This window comes from Halomonas sp. NPDC076908 (assembly GCF_050269715.1).
Lineage (GTDB): Bacteria > Pseudomonadota > Gammaproteobacteria > Pseudomonadales > Halomonadaceae > Vreelandella.
This window is the reverse complement of the sequence record NZ_JBNNIW010000004.1, coordinates 92,224-107,063: the sequence shown is the minus strand read 5'-3', so window position 1 is coordinate 107,063 and position 14,840 is coordinate 92,224. Positions and strand designations below refer to the sequence as shown.

Genomic DNA, 14,840 nt, shown 5'->3' with positions numbered 1-14,840 from the left:
ATTGGCTGACTTATAAGTAAAAAAAAACGGCTGGCACAGTATGCGCATTAACGGTTCAGGTGCTTATTCTGGCGGCTGTGCCGCTACTAATCTAGCAGGACTTATCCAGCAGGGAGATCCGGGATGAAACTCATCACCGCTATCATCAAGCCATTCAAGCTCGACGACGTTCGTGAGGCGCTAGCCGACAACGGCGTACAGGGCATTACGGTAACCGAAGTAAAAGGCTTTGGCCGCCAGAAAGGGCATACCGAGTTGTATCGCGGTGCCGAGTATGTGGTCGACTTTCTACCCAAGGTAAAAGTTGAAGTCGCTGTTGACGATGCCCGGTTGGAAAGTGTGCTAGATGCGATCTGTAGCGCGGCTAACAGCGGCAAGATCGGTGACGGCAAAGTGTTTGTAACACCGCTGGAAGATGTGATTCGTATCCGTACCGGCGAGCGCGGCGCTGACGCTGTTTAAACACAGTTAACCGGACTCTGTTGTTAGTCCAACTCTTCTCAGTAGAACTTTTCTTAGTACAGCTTGCATAGTGCAACGGGGAACAGACAATGAACGAGTTTACAGAGTTGAGCTACGCGCTCGACACCTTTTACTTCTTAATTTGCGGCGTGCTGGTCATGTGGATGGCCGCTGGCTTCTCAATGCTCGAAGCGGGCATGGTGCGCTCTAAGAACACCGCTGAAATTCTAACTAAAAACATCTCGCTGTTTGCGATTGCCTGCACCATGTATTTGCTGGTGGGCTACTTCATCATGTACTCAAGCGGTGAGGGCGGTATCTTGCCTAATTTGGGTTTCTTGATTGGCACCGAGAACAGCGTTGATGCAGTTACTGCGGGCGGTGATGACGCTCCTTACTACTCCATGCGTGCCGACTTCTTCTTCCAGGTTGTGTTCGTTGCGACGGCCATGTCGATCGTCTCTGGTGCCGTTGCTGAGCGTATGAAGCTGTGGTCGTTCCTGGTCTTTGCTGTTGTGATGACCGCGGTGATTTATCCAGTCTCTGGCTACTGGACTTGGGGTGGCGGCTGGATAGATGCCGTTGGTTACTCTGATTACGCTGGTTCGGGCATTGTTCATATGGCGGGTGCTTCCGCGGCACTAGCAGGTGTCCTGGTTCTTGGTCCGCGTAAAGGCAAATATGGTAAAGATGGCTCTATCCACGCGATTCCTGGTGCCAACATGCCTCTGGCTGCGCTGGGTACCCTGATTCTATGGATGGGCTGGTTCGGCTTTAATGGTGGCTCTGAGCTAAAAATGTCCGATATCGGATCCGCTAACAACGTTGCGCAAGTATTTGTAAACACTAACGCCGCTGCGGCAGGTGGTGTCATTGCTGCTCTGATTTTGGCCAAGCTGTGGTTCCGTAAAGCCGACCTCACTATGGCACTGAACGGCGCGCTGGCAGGCCTTGTTGCGATTACCGCCGACCCACTATCGCCTTCTGCACTAAGCGCTGCGATTATCGGTGCGATTGGTGGTTTGATTGTTGTTGCTGCCATCGTAACGCTTGATAAGTTGAAACTAGATGATCCGGTGGGTGCTATCTCAGTACACGGTGTTGTAGGTATTTGGGGTGTGCTGGCAGTGCCATTGAATAATGCCGACGCTACTTTTGGTGCTCAAATTATCGGTATCGCTGGTATCTTCGCCTGGGTCTTCCTGGCAAGCCTCGTGGTGTGGATGATCATCAAAGCGGTAATGGGTGTGCGGGTTAGCGAAGAAGATGAGTATGAAGGTGTCGATATCGCTGAGTGTGGTCTTGAGGCCTACCCAGAGTTTGGTGTTAAAAAGTAAGTTGATACTAAAGCAAGAGCTGGATGCTCTTCCTGGCCTCCCCTTCGGGGGAGGCTTTTTTATTCTCTGCCGATAGCGGTGTATGCTGTTGGTTAGCGGTGATCGGTTGCAGTACAGCAATCGTAGAACCCGACCCCATCATGGCCACCCAGTTAGAGGATATCGCAATGAAATTAATCACAGCTATTATCAAGCCGTTTAAACTCGACGATGTGCGCGAGTCGCTCTCCGATATCGGTGTGCAAGGTATAACGGTAACGGAAGTGAAAGGTTTTGGACGCCAAAAAGGGCACACCGAACTGTATCGCGGCGCGGAATATGTGGTGGACTTTCTGCCCAAAGTGAAGCTTGAAGTAGCGGTAGACGATGATATGGCTGACCAAGTGATTGATGCGATCACTCAGGTCGCTAACACAGGTAAAATTGGCGACGGTAAAATCTTCGTTATGCCACTTGAACAGGTAATTCGTATCCGTACTGGCGAAACGGGTAAAGACGCGGTTTAAATAGGTGAAGGGTGAATGGTAAGTAGTGAGTAGTAAGTTGTGAGTGGTAAGTGGCACAAAGCCCCTGTGGATCATCTCCAGCAGGGGCTTTGTATTAATGATGCGATCATGGTAGTAGCGAGAATTTTTTCTACTCACCACTCACCACTCACCACTCACCACTCACCATTTACGCCTCACTTCTCCACAAACGCACGCTCGATGACGTAGTCGCCCGGTTCGCCCATACGCGGTGAGATATTCAAACCCAGCTCGTCAAGCAGAGCGCTTGTATCGTCCAACATTGCCGGGCTACCACAAATCATTGCGCGGTCTTGGCGTGGATCGATAGGCGGCAAGCCGGTATCTTCGAACAGTTTGCCCGAACGGATATGGTCTGTCAGGCGCCCCATGGTATGAAACTCTTCACGAGTAACGGTGGGGTAGTACACCAGCTTTTCAGTCACCTCTTCACCCAGGTACTCATGGGCGGGCAGCTCTTTAGTGATGAAATCGGCGTAAGCCAGCTCAGAGACTTCGCGCACGCCGTGAATCAGTACGATTTTCTCATAGCGCTCGTAAACGTCGGGGTCTTGAATCAAGCTCATAAATGGCGCCAAGCCTGTACCGGTCGAAAGCATATACAGGTTGCGGCCAGGTAGCAGGTCGTCGGTAACCAGGGTGCCAGTGGGCTTGCGGCTAACCATAATCTGATCGCCCACTTTTAAGTGCTGAAGGCGTGAGGTAAGCGGGCCATCAGGTACCTTGATGCTGAAAAACTCAAGATGATCTTCGTAGTTGGGGCTAGCAATCGAGTAAGCACGCATCAACGGCTTGCCATTCACTTCCAAACCAATCATGACAAATTGGCCGGTTTTGAAGCGCAGGCTGCGTTCGCGAGTGGTGCGGAAGCTGAACAATGTATCGTTCCAGTGGTGAACGCTAAGCACTTCTTCCAGAGCAAACTTACTCATGCCGTTTTCTCCATTAGACGACGCGAGCGTTACACTGCGTCGATCATATTCCTAAAAAGAATAAAAAATAGTAAATCTGTTGTCAGTAATTCTAAGCAATGAATGGTATATCTGTTAAGTGAATTATAGTGATAACACTTATCTGTAGAATAGATATAGCTCTTAAATATAGGTCATATTGATGCACTATACCCTGCGGCAATTAGAGGTCTTCGTGGCGGTCGCTCAACATGAGAGTGTCTCCCATGCGGCCCGGGCGCTCTCCATGTCTCAATCGGCGACCAGCACGGCGCTTGCAGAGCTTGAACGTCAGTTTGATTGCCAATTGCTAGATCGTATTGGCAAGCGCCTAAAATTAAATGCGCTCGGCTTTCAACTGCTGCCCAAAGCGGTGGCACTGCTTGACCGTGGTGAAGAGATTGAAGAGCTGCTGCGCGGGCAGCAAGGGGTCGGTACGCTCGATGTCGGCGCTACTCTGACCATTGGTAACTATTTGGCCACACTGCTCATTAGCGACTTTATGCAGCGCCATCCCGGTAGCCGGGTGCGCTTAGCGGTGCGCAATACGCGCCATATTATCGAAGGCGTCCGTCAGCACTCGCTGGATTTGGGGTTAATTGAAGGGCAGTGTGACGACGATATGATCATCAGTCAGCCGTGGGTTGAGGATGAGCTGTGCGTGTTTTGCTCACCACGCCACCCGCTCGCGGGCCGTGAACACCTTGAGCTTGAGCAATTGCTGCGTGAGGACTGGATAATGCGCGAAGAGGGGTCTGGCACGCGCATGACGTTGGAGCACGCCGCACGGCACCGCCGCAGCCGCTTTAACACCTTGCTGGAGCTTGAGCATACCGAAGGTATTAAACGCGCGGTGGAGTCAGGCTTGGGGATTGGCTGCGTCTCGCGCTTAGCCTTACGTGATGCGTTCCGGCGTGGCAGCTTAGTGCCACTGCCCACGCCGGAGTTGGATCTAAAACGTCAATTTACGTTTATCTGGCATCGCCATAAGTATCTGACCACCGGCGTGCGTGAGTTCCTAAGGCTTTGCCGAGAGATGACCGCCGGTGCCAAGCGTAGCGACGATATAGTGCTACCGCCGATTCCTTAGTGAATTAATAGGCTGATATGGCTTTTTGCGAATTTAATGTTAGCGGTGCAGCGGGATGTTGAGACAGCTTGAAGCTACTAATCGTGCCTGACAGGTGATCCGCCTGTTCTTTCAACTGCTCGGCCGCAGTGGTGGACTCTTCCACCATGGCAGCGTTTTCCTGGGTCATACGATCGAGTTCGGCAACGGCAATATTGACCTGATTAATACCATCGCTCTGCTCACGGGTAGCGGCATTAATTTCCTCTAGAACATCCCTCACCCGAGTAATATGCGCGACGATATTATCCATGGTCGCGCCTGCATTGCGCACTAATGTGGTGCCGTTATTCACTCTGGTTTGGGAGTCTTCAATTAGCTTTTGAATATCGTTAGCCGCTTCGCTGCTGCGTCCAGCGAGTTTACGTACTTCATCGGCCACTACTGCAAAGCCGCGCCCATGTTCACCCGCACGGGCTGCTTCTACCGAAGCATTGAGTGCCAAGAGGTTGGTTTGAAAGGCAATGCTGTTCATGAGGGTGACGATATTACCGATTTTGTCAGAGGCTTGAGTGATACCTTCCATGGTGGTCACAACATTCGCCACCACTTTTCCACCTTCGTTGGCTACTTCTGAAGCGGTTTGAGAGAGCTTGTTGGCTTCCTGGGCCGAGGCAGCTGTGTGTTGAACAGTGCTAGTGATTTCTTCAATCGAGGCAGACGTTTGCTGCAAGCTAGCGGCCGCGTTATCGGTACGTCGGGATAAATCCTGACCACCCATCGCGATTTCATTGGCCGCGTGGTGAACTGATTCGCTGCTAGTGCGCACATCGATTAAAACAGCTTCCATTTTGCCCACAAAGCGGTTGAAGGCGCTGGCAATCTGAGTGACTTCATCATTGCCCTCTTCAGGCAGTCTCTGGGTTAAATCACCTTCTCCTGATGCAATGTTGTCCATTGCGTCACGTGCCACTAATAAGCGGCGTAGTAGCAGTGAAAGCAGCAGCCCAAATACCAGTGCGGTTATAACTGCGACAATTAGCAACGTCACAATTGACGTTGTGGCGATGGCACGTAGGCCTGCGGTTGCTTCTTTTTCATCCAAAGCCACAACTAACTGCCAGCCGCTGCTTCCTCCTACATCGCTGCCCATCAAGAGTTTGTCGCTGTTTTGAAGCGATAAGGCCTGTGGACTATCTGCCTGAATCATCTGTTGCAGTTTGGAAGTGGTGAGAGCGCTGCTTAATATGGTGGAGGGTTCAAGAGTGAGATTGGCATCAGGGTGAGCGATTAAAGTGCCATCTTCCGTGGTTAAAAAGGCAAAGCTAGAGGGCGTGGGAGCAATGTTGGACACAATATCAACCACATCATTGATGGCAATATCACCCCCAATAACTGCTGCAAGCTCACCATTTTGGTAGTAAGGGCGGGCAAAAGTAACAATCAATCCACCTGTTTGAGCATCTTCATAAGGCGCAGTGATGATAGTGTCTTGTGCGCTCACAGCGTCTTGGTACCAAGGACGCTGGCGGGGATCGTAATCGCTTGGAGGCTGCCAGTCATCAGAAAAAAAAGCTTCAGAAGTATTCGGGTAAGCGATATAAGCCGTCATAAAGTCACCTGAAACGGCAAGCTGGCGCATTGCGGCAAGAGGAGCATCGCTTGTCACGGCCTCTTCCATGCTTGCAAGCATGGTGAAACGGGCATTAAACCACTCGTTGAGGGCCTGAGTGTTACCGTTCACTACAGCGCTGAGGTTGCGGCTGATCTGTTGATTATTGTGGTGTTTAACGGTGGTGTAGCTGGCAATGCCATTGATGACGAGCGCTAGGACAATGGCCGTCAGGGCGGCTAGCAAGATACGTGCACGTAAAGTAGAAAACATAGTCGCTCTCGTCTTCATCGGAATGTCATATGAATATCGGCGAGAGCGACAACTACTTTAGATTAATTAACAGGTTGGGAATATATAGCGTCTAACGCAAATCGCTAACAGCGTGCTGTATATCTGCTAGCGAGGCTTTACTCAGGTCTTTCGAGAGGGAGTGAATCACAAGCTTCTGCGTAGGGCCATCAAGCTTTTCACGCAGCAGGCCCAAGAACTTGGGCGGCGCAACCATGATCAGCTTCTCCATGCTGTTATCTACTCGAGCGCTATAAAGACGTTGAGCGACCTTTTTGGCAAATAGCTCGTTTTCGTGTTTTGAGGCTGAGTTCTCCTGGCCTGCCGAGCGCGAGGTAGTGGACATCGACTCGTGCACATCGCCGCGACTATCGGTGACCAAGTCACCTTCGTGCAGACGTCCTTCGGTGTGAACCATGCTCTCTTGCTCCGCTAGCGTTAAGGCATCACGGGTAAAAATACGTGCACGAGCGGCGTCGGCTACCACGATATAGGTTGTCATCGTTGTGCATACTCCATGTCGTTGATGGTCATCTAACCATGGCAAGCGTTTGGCGCTAGGTCAAACGCTTGCCCCTGCTTAAGTAAAGCGGGCTACAGTACTTTGCTGCGCAGAACACTGGTGATCGCTTCGCCAATCAGTACCAGTACGATGATGGCAATCAAGATGGTGGCCACGGTAGGCCAGGCGAAGGTATCAATCGCACCCTGCAAAATAACCCCGATACCGCCTGCTCCCACTAACCCTAATACGGTTGATTCGCGGATATTGATGTCCCAACGCAGTATCACAATGGCAAAGAAAGCGGGCATCACTTGGGGCACAATCGCGTAGGCAATCACCTTGGCCTTGGAGGCACCGGTGGCTTCCATCGCTTCTACCGGCTTGCGGTCAATCTCCTCTATCGCTTCGCCCATAAGCTTGCCGATAAAGCCGATGGATCGAAACACGATGGCGAGAATGCCTGCGAGCACGCCAGGGCCGAAAATCGCCACGAACAGCAGTGCCCAGATGATGGTGTTTACCGAGCGGCTAGAGACCAGGATAAAGCGCCCCAGCCACAAGCAGGCCCTATTGGGCGTGGTGTTTTGTGCGGCAATAAAGGCGACCGGCAGGGCTAAAAAAATCGTTAAGAAGGTAGCCAGAGTGGCGATATGCACGGTCTCAATTAAGGCCGCAATAATGCCGTTTAGTCCGGCAGCACTGGGTGGCCACATGCGCCCGCCAAGCCCAGAAATTTGATTAGGCGCATCCCATACCCAGGGCCAGAAGATATCAATATCGCGTACTGCCCATACCACCACCATCAAGGTGGCTAAAAGAACGGCATAGCGAATAAGGCGCTGTTTGCGGTCGTAGCGTTGCCAAACCCGGTCGGCAAGCTGCTGTGCATGATCTACCATATTTTTTTCCTTACCCAGCCGCTAATACCTTCGCTGAGCAAAATGACCGCGATGATAATGAGCAAAATCGCAAAGGCGAAATCGTAGTCGTAGCGTCCAAAGGCATTCATTAAGGTGCCACCAATACCGCCTGCACCCACAATGCCGACCACCGCTGAGGCGCGTAGGTTGCTGTCCAGTTGATACATGGAAAGGCCCACTTGGCGTGGCAATATTTGTGGGAATACCGCGTAATACAGGATGGCGATATAGCCAGCGCCGGCGGCCTTCATTGCCTCTACTTGACCCCAATCAATCTCTTCGATCTCTTCGGCAAGTAGTTTGCCGACAAAGCCAATCGAATAGAGGGTTAGTGTGAGAATGCCTGCTAGTGGGCCAAACCCGACGGCGGCCACAAACAGGATGGCCACGATCACTGGGTGGAAACTACGCGATACAATAATCACCGCCCGTCCAATGATATAAATCGGCATCGGAGCAATATTGCGTGCAGCCATCACGGCAAAAGGTATCGAGAGGAAAACCCCCAGCAGCGTGGCCAAAATGGCGATTTGAAAACTCTCTTTAAAGCCGGTAATCAACAGCCCGTAGCGTTCAAGGTTGGGTGGAAACCCACCGCTAAAAATACGTGCTGCGCGAGGTAAACCTTCAGAAATACGCGCCCAGTTAAACGGTAGCGAGCCAAATGCCCACACCAGATAAACTACCGCGATCACGATCAAGCCATAACGCAGCAAAGGGTTAGCAATAAACGGGGGTTTCTTCCAGGTGCGAGGCACGGACGTGTGAGCGTCAGGCGGAGTCATGGGAGCGCTCCTCCGCTGGCGTATCGGCAACTGACTCATCCGGCGCTTCAATGCCGCCGTAGATGGCGTCTAGTGCCTCTTTGTTGAAGTCAGCAGGCGCGCCATCGAAAATCATCTTGCCGTGGCGTAAGCCGACAATCCGCTCGGTATAGGTTTTAGCCTGAGCAACGTTATGAATATTAATCAGCACCGGCAGTGAAAGCTCGCTGGCCAGGCTTTGCAGCAGAATCATAATTTGTTCAGAAGTACGCGGGTCAAGCGAGGCAGTGGGCTCATCGGCAAGTAGTACTTCCGGCTCTTGCATCAGTGCGCGCACAACGCCGACTCGCTGGCGCTCGCCGCCGGAAAGCTCATCGGCTCGCTTGTTGGCGTAGTGGGCAATGCCAACCCGCTCCATCAACACAAAGGCGCGTTCGATGTCGGCCTGGGGGTAGCGGCGGGAAATTGCTTGATAGAGATTGACGTAGCCTAATCGCCCAGCCAGCACGTTCTCCATTACCGTTAACCGATCCAGCAGGTTAAAGCCTTGGAACACCATGCCAATTTTGCGCCGCGCGCGGCGTAAGTCGCCCCCTTTCAAGTTCACCAGCTCAGTGCCGTTAAGCTTGATAGAGCCGGAGGTTGGTTCGACCAGCCGATTGATACACCTCAGCATGGTGCTCTTGCCGGCACCCGAGGCACCAACGATAGAAACAACGCTGTTGCCCTCTACCTTGAGGTCTAGCCCTTTAAGCACGGCTTCATCATGGCCATAACGTTTGACCAGATTCGTAATTTCCAGCATGTGTTCGCTTCCATCGTCGAATAAATAACCGCACCGCCGGTGGCGGTGCTGCACTTATTGCTTGAACTCAGGTTTTACTCTTCCAGGTTTTCGGGCGTGTAACGCACGTTATTCGCCGCTTGGATGGTACGAATCACCTGCCAGTTATCCTGGTAGTTGATCGGGATGAATTTCTCGACGCCTTCAAACTCTTCACCAAGCTCGGTACCGACAAAATCAAAGCTGAAAAAAGCCTCTTCGATTTTTTCGACCAAATCCGGGTGCAAATTATGGGCATAGTTGTAAGAGGTAGTGGGGAAGCGATCAGATTCGTAGACCAGGCGTACATCTTCTTCATCATAAAGACCACGTGCTGCCATGCGATCCACTACTTCTGAGGCTACCGGGGCAGCATCGTAGTCTTGGGCCACTACCCCGAGCATGGATTGGTCATGGCTGCCGGAGTAGACCACTTCGTAGTCTTCGTCAGGGGTGATGCCGAGCTCTGGCAGCAGCGCGCGGGGCGCTAGGTTGCCAGAGTTAGAGGTAGGCGAGGTGTGAGCAACGCGTTTACCCTTAAGGTCTTCCAGCTCATGAATATCGGAGTCGGCGTGGGTAAACAGCTGTAGGGTATAACCAAATTGGCCGTCGTCAGAGCCCATTAAGGCAAAGGGCACCGCACCCGCTAGGTTAACCGCAAAAGGCGTAGGCCCTGTTGAGAAACCGGCGATATGCAGTCGCCCGCTGCGCATGGCTTCTACCTGCGCGGCATTTGATTGCACCGCAAAGAAGCGCACGTCGCGCTCGGTCACTTCAGCAAGGTGATCGATAAACGGCTGCCAGATATCGGTATAGATGGCAGGGTCTTCAACGGGAGTATAAGCGAAAATCAGCGTGTCGGGGTTAACCCACTCGGATTCATCGGTAGGGCGGTCAGCGACCATATCGCCATCTTCATCACAATAGATCGCATCCAGATCACCGCGCTCGCATTCAGCAAAGGCAGGGGACGATAGCAGTGCTAGTGGCAAGAGGGATGTAGCGGTGAGCATCGCAAGTGGACGCTTGTGGAAAAATGCAGTTGCCATGTTGAGCCTCATTTGTGCGTTATTTTTGTGTTCAAGCTGATTTTGTATTCTAAATGCTTACTTCGCCGTGTTCCCTTCGCTGCGTTTTATCCACTTAGAGAGCATAAAATGTTTCGTAAGTGGACATTTAGCGCGAAGGATGGTTATTTTCGAAAACAGACACCTCCAATCTAGGGTTTATGACAAACTTATGTCAAATACTTTCCAGGTACCTTCCGACCATTGGCGTAACCGCTATTTACTAATGCGCCATGGTCATAGCCAAGCCAATCAACAGGGTGTCATCGTTAGTTCACCAGAACGGGGCATTACGGCCTTTGGTCTTTCCGAACTGGGTGAGCAACAACTTGCCCAGCTAGTGGCAGATTGGCCGTGGCCCGTGCCAACACACGTAGTGCATTCGGATTTTTTGCGCACCAGCCAAACGGCCGCCCGTGTGGCCGCCAGGTTTGAATTGGTGCCTAGCGTGGATATACGCTTACGCGAACGCCATTTTGGCGAGTTAGAGGGGCAGGGTGATGATCGCTATCCTGGGGTGTGGGCGATGGATGCCGAAGATGCCGAGCACACTAACCGCCAAGTAGAAGCGTTAAGCGCAGTGGCAGGGCGCATGCGTGCGGTCATTGAGGAGTGGGAGCAGAAAGTGAGTGGTGAAACTATTGTGCTGGTCAGCCATGGGGATCCATTGCAAATTCTGCTCACGTCGCTGGCTAATAAGCCGCTTTCCCAGCACCGTGAGCAGAAAGCGTTACTGCCGGCCAACATTATCCAAGTGGGTATTTAGTCTTTACTGGGTGGAATCCAGGCAATCATATCGACTTCCACATCGGCGCCGCCAGCCAAGCCGGTAACACCAATGCAGGTGCGTGTGGGCAGCGGCTGGGGAAAGTAGCTGGCGTAAACTTTATTCACTTCTTCGAAGTGGCCCATATTGGTAATAAACACCCGAGACTGCACCACGTACTCAAATGCGCTACCCACTTCCTCCAGCACAATGGCCAGGTTTTGCATCACGCGATGGGTCTGCTCGGTGAAGGTGCCCAAGAGCATTTCGTTAGTTTCAGGCACCGTTGGCATTTGCCCGGTGATAAATACCAAGTCGCCCACACGGCAGGCGTGGGAAAAGGGCGCAATAGGCTGCGGCGCACGGTCAATAAAGAGCTTTTCAATCATGTGCTTATCCTTTTTGAATGATGTCATTGCGATGAGCGGAGCGAAGAAGCAATCTTGTTTGTAGGGGCAGGATAACCTCAAGATCGCCGCGCTACGATCGCGATGACAAGTGGGTGGTTTGCTGATTTTTAACGTTTTTAAAACATCATGGGCCTCATTTGAGACCCATAATGACGTACTTATCAACAGCTGCTTTGGCGTTAGGCCTGTGGATTAATGCCCAAGTATTTGGCTAAGGAACAGCTTGGTACGCTCTGACTGTGGGTCATTGAAGAATGGTTCCGGCGCGTTCTCTTCAATGATTTGCCCCTGATCCATAAAGATCACTCGGTCAGCCACCTTTTTGGCGAAGCCCATTTCGTGGGTGACACAGATCATGGTCATACCCTCTTCCGCTAGCTCAACCATGACGTCCAGCACTTCCTTGATCATCTCGGGATCAAGAGCAGAGGTGGGTTCGTCAAATAGCATGACGTCGGGGTGCATGCACAACGAGCGAGCAATGGCCACACGCTGCTGCTGACCACCGGAGAGCTGCCCTGGGTACTTAGTCGCCTGCTCGGCAATACGTACGCGTTCCAGGTACTCCATGGCCAGTGCTTCGGCCTCTTTGCGCGGCTTCTTTTGCACCCACATCGGCGCGATACAGCAGTTTTCCAGCACAGTTAAGTGGGGGAACAGGTTAAAGTGCTGAAATACCATGCCCACGCTGCGGCGAATCTGCTCAATACGCTTCACATCTTGTGTCAGCGGTATACCGCCCACCACGATTTCACCTTTTTGATGCTCTTCGAGGTGATTGATACAGCGAATCAGCGTTGATTTGCCAGAGCCTGAAGGGCCACACACTACGATACGTTCGCCGCGCTTTACTTCCAGGTAGATATCACGCAATACGTGAAAATCGCCGTACCACTTGTTGACGTTGCGCATCTCGACCATCAGGTCAGAGGCGTTGGTGGCTGCTTGTGTCATGTTGAAATCCTACTCAAAAAAACCTGGCGTTAAAAATTCGGGAAGCGGCATTAGCGCTTATGGCCGGTATTTAGCTTGCGTTCTAGGTATTGGCTATAGCGCGACATGCTGAAACAGAAGATCCAGAAGACGAACGCTGCAAACACATAGCCCTCTAGCGAGAAGCCCAGCCAACGCGAGTCAGAAAGCGCCGCTTGCACAATGCCCAACAGGTCAAACAGCCCGATAATCATCACCAGGGTGGTGTCTTTAAACAGCGAGATAAACGTATTGACGATGCCGGGAATCATCATTTTCAGTGCCTGCGGCATCACAATCAGCCCCATGCGCTTCCAATACGTCATTCCCAATGCCGCTGCAGCCTCTTCCTGGCCTTTGGGTATGGCCTGCAGGCCGCCACGAATAACTTCAGCCATGTAGGCGCTTTGGAACAGCGTAAGGCCGATCAAGGCGCGTACAAGGCGGTCAACGCCCATACCTGTGGGCAAAAATAGCGGCAACATGACTGAGGCCATGAACAGAATGGTGATCAGCGGTACGCCGCGCCAAAACTCGATGAAAATCACGCAAAAGCTTTTTACGATCGGCATATTCGAACGCCGCCCGAGCGCCAGCACGATACCAATTGGCAGTGCGCCCACCATCCCCACGGTTGCCAGTAGCAGGGTCAGCATTAAGCCGCCCCAGCGGTGTGTGGAAACCCGCGGTAGGTCGAAGTAGCCGCCATGTAGCAATACATAAGCGATCACCGGGAACACCAACAACGCGAACACCGCTACCCAGCGTTTGAAGGGTAAACGCGGGATCACCATCCAGGCGATAATCGCGGCGAACATACCAAACACAATATTGGCGCGCCAATATTCGCTGCTTGGGTAGAGCCCGTACATAAACTGATTGAACCGCGCGTTTACAAATACCCAGCAGGCACCTACCCGGGAACAATCTTCGCGGCTGGTACCTACCCAGTCGGCATCAATAAATGCCCACTGAATCGTAGGTACCACCAGCAGATACAGCACATACAGGCCCAGCAGCGTGAACAAGCTATTGATAGGGCCGTTAAACAAGTTGCCACGTAACCAGGCAATCGGGCCAATGGTGCCTTTAGGAGCCGGTTGTGCGGGAATCACTTCTGTATTGTGAATCATTGGGTCGCCTCCGGCTTAGCGTTCGACCAGCGCAACGCGAGCGTTGAACCAGTTCATGAACATGGACACCAGCAAGCTGATGATCAGATAAACCGCCATGGTCATCGCAATCACTTCGATTGCCTGACCGGTTTGGTTGAGCGTAGTGCCGGCAAATACCGAGACAAGATCCGGGTAGCCGATGGCGGTGGCCAGGGACGAGTTTTTAATCAGGTTGAGATATTGGCTAGTGAGCGGCGGAATGATGACGCGCATGGCTTGAGGAATCACCACTAACCGTAGCACCAGCTTGCGCGGCAGGCTCAATGCTTGTGCGGCTTCCGTTTGACCATGAGGAATAGCCTGGATACCTGAGCGCACAATTTCTGCAATAAACGATGCGGTATAGATGGAGAGCGCCAACCACAGGGCTAGGAACTCTGGAATAATAGTGATGCCGCCGCGGAAATTAAAACCGCGAAGTTCCGGCACATCCCATGTGATGGGGACGCCAGTGGCCACCAATACCAGCATAGGGAGACCAATAATCAACGCTAATGAAATCCAGCCTGCAGGCAGGCGCTTGCCGGTAGCTTCATGGCGTCGTTTGTTCCAGATGATCAGCGCAATACTGGCAATGATGGCGGCAATCAGCGTCGCGGGAATCAGACCAAAGCCCGACTCAAACAGCGGTTCAGGTAAGAACAACCCACGAACATTCAGAAAGATGACTTCACCAAACGCCATACTATCCCGGGCACTGGGGAGTGTGCGCAGAACCGCGAAATACCAGAAGAAAATCTGCAGCAGCAGTGGGATATTACGAAACGTTTCGATATAGGCATTTGCCAGCTTAGCAATCAGCCAGTTGGGCGATAGCCGCGCAATACCTACAATGAAACCGATAATAGAGGCTGCTAATACGCCTAACCCACCCACCAGCAGCGTGTTGAGCAAACCAATGATGAACGTACGGCCATAGCTGCTTCGGGAGGAGTACTCGATTAAGGTTTGACCAATACCAAAGCCAGCTGTGTTAGTTAAGAAGCCAAAGCCAGTGGTAATCCCCCGGGCATTCAGGTTGTCTTGGGTATTGCCGATAATGTAGATCAGGAAAGCCGCAACAACGGCGACTAAAATGAGCTGAAAAATAAGTGCGCGTTTAGCGCGGTCTCGCCAGAACGGCGGCTTGTGGCCGGCGGGGCGAATGTTGGGTCTTACAGACATTGATGGCGTCTCCGCTGCACGCAAGG

General features: G+C 52.2%; 16 protein-coding genes. 5 read left to right on the top strand and 11 right to left on the bottom strand.

What is annotated here, in order from left to right; genetic code table 11:
• The first annotated feature begins 123 nt into the window (after positions 1-123).
• From ACQKE4_RS03740 to glnK, 3 genes are all read left to right on the top strand, one after another.
• Positions 124-462, top strand: coding sequence for a P-II family nitrogen regulator (locus tag ACQKE4_RS03740; protein ID WP_007112359.1), 339 nt, complete (start codon positions 124-126; stop codon positions 460-462).
• An 89-nt stretch (positions 463-551) separates the two neighbouring features.
• The gene (locus ACQKE4_RS03735; protein ID WP_427386959.1) at positions 552-1,799 is read left to right on the top strand and encodes an ammonium transporter; all 1,248 of its coding nucleotides are present in this window, start codon (positions 552-554) and stop codon (positions 1,797-1,799) included.
• A 167-nt stretch (positions 1,800-1,966) separates the two neighbouring features.
• Positions 1,967-2,305 (top strand): P-II family nitrogen regulator, encoded by a 339-nt coding sequence (gene glnK / locus ACQKE4_RS03730; protein ID WP_290833388.1) that lies wholly within the window; start codon positions 1,967-1,969, stop codon positions 2,303-2,305.
• Between the two features lie 176 nt (positions 2,306-2,481).
• On the opposite strand, the gene ACQKE4_RS03725 is transcribed toward glnK, so the two are convergent.
• Positions 2,482-3,258 carry a ferredoxin--NADP reductase gene (locus tag ACQKE4_RS03725; RefSeq protein WP_427386958.1) on the bottom strand — a complete coding sequence of 259 codons (777 nt, stop codon included), beginning with the start codon at positions 3,256-3,258 and terminating at the stop codon, positions 2,482-2,484.
• A gap of 181 nt (positions 3,259-3,439) precedes the next feature.
• Between ACQKE4_RS03725 and ACQKE4_RS03720 the strand changes: the two genes are divergently transcribed.
• A complete protein-coding gene (locus tag ACQKE4_RS03720) occupies positions 3,440-4,366 on the top strand; it encodes a LysR family transcriptional regulator (protein WP_427386957.1) in 927 nt (308 codons plus the stop codon).
• Between the two features lie 4 nt (positions 4,367-4,370).
• On the opposite strand, the gene ACQKE4_RS03715 is transcribed toward ACQKE4_RS03720, so the two are convergent.
• The 6 genes from ACQKE4_RS03715 to phnD form a co-directional block, all read right to left on the bottom strand.
• Positions 4,371-6,230: a methyl-accepting chemotaxis protein gene (locus ACQKE4_RS03715; RefSeq protein ID WP_427386956.1), complete on the bottom strand. Its 1,860-nt coding sequence runs from the start codon at positions 6,228-6,230 to the stop codon at positions 4,371-4,373.
• Positions 6,231-6,321: 91 nt separating this feature from the next.
• The gene (locus ACQKE4_RS03710; RefSeq protein ID WP_427386955.1) at positions 6,322-6,750 is read right to left on the bottom strand and encodes a host attachment protein; all 429 of its coding nucleotides are present in this window, start codon (positions 6,748-6,750) and stop codon (positions 6,322-6,324) included.
• A 92-nt stretch (positions 6,751-6,842) separates the two neighbouring features.
• On the bottom strand, positions 6,843-7,652 hold the full coding sequence (gene phnE, locus ACQKE4_RS03705) for a phosphonate ABC transporter, permease protein PhnE (protein ID WP_427386954.1): 810 nt from the start codon (positions 7,650-7,652) through the stop codon (positions 6,843-6,845).
• Complete coding sequence (gene phnE, locus ACQKE4_RS03700; protein ID WP_427386953.1) at positions 7,646-8,458, bottom strand: phosphonate ABC transporter, permease protein PhnE; 813 nt, start codon at positions 8,456-8,458, stop codon at positions 7,646-7,648. Before phnE (ACQKE4_RS03700) ends, phnE (ACQKE4_RS03705) begins: the two co-directional genes overlap by 7 nt.
• Positions 8,445-9,242, bottom strand: a complete 798-nt coding sequence (gene phnC, locus ACQKE4_RS03695) for a phosphonate ABC transporter ATP-binding protein (RefSeq protein WP_427386952.1) — start codon at positions 9,240-9,242, stop codon at positions 8,445-8,447. The genes phnE (ACQKE4_RS03700) and phnC overlap by 14 nt, the downstream gene beginning before the upstream one ends.
• Positions 9,243-9,316: 74 nt before the next feature.
• Positions 9,317-10,309 (bottom strand): phosphate/phosphite/phosphonate ABC transporter substrate-binding protein, encoded by a 993-nt coding sequence (phnD, locus tag ACQKE4_RS03690; RefSeq protein WP_427386951.1) that lies wholly within the window; start codon positions 10,307-10,309, stop codon positions 9,317-9,319.
• Positions 10,310-10,499: 190 nt separating this feature from the next.
• On the opposite strand from phnD, the gene ACQKE4_RS03685 reads away from it, so the two are divergent.
• Positions 10,500-11,093 (top strand): histidine phosphatase family protein, encoded by a 594-nt coding sequence (locus ACQKE4_RS03685; RefSeq protein ID WP_427386950.1) that lies wholly within the window; start codon positions 10,500-10,502, stop codon positions 11,091-11,093.
• Here ACQKE4_RS03685 and ACQKE4_RS03680 read toward each other — a convergent pair.
• The 4 genes from ACQKE4_RS03680 to ACQKE4_RS03665 form a co-directional block, all read right to left on the bottom strand.
• Positions 11,090-11,482 carry a RidA family protein gene (locus tag ACQKE4_RS03680; RefSeq protein ID WP_290833368.1) on the bottom strand — a complete coding sequence of 131 codons (393 nt, stop codon included), beginning with the start codon at positions 11,480-11,482 and terminating at the stop codon, positions 11,090-11,092. The genes ACQKE4_RS03685 and ACQKE4_RS03680 overlap by 4 nt on opposite strands.
• Positions 11,483-11,695: 213 nt before the next feature.
• Positions 11,696-12,457, bottom strand: a complete 762-nt coding sequence (locus ACQKE4_RS03675; RefSeq protein WP_427386949.1) for an amino acid ABC transporter ATP-binding protein — start codon at positions 12,455-12,457, stop codon at positions 11,696-11,698.
• 50 nt (positions 12,458-12,507) lie between these two features.
• Entirely contained in the window at positions 12,508-13,608 is a 1,101-nt protein-coding gene (locus ACQKE4_RS03670) for an amino acid ABC transporter permease (RefSeq protein WP_427386948.1), read from the bottom strand.
• Positions 13,609-13,623: 15 nt separating this feature from the next.
• Positions 13,624-14,814 (bottom strand): amino acid ABC transporter permease, encoded by a 1,191-nt coding sequence (locus tag ACQKE4_RS03665; RefSeq protein ID WP_427386947.1) that lies wholly within the window; start codon positions 14,812-14,814, stop codon positions 13,624-13,626.
• Positions 14,815-14,840: the final 26 nt, after the last annotated feature.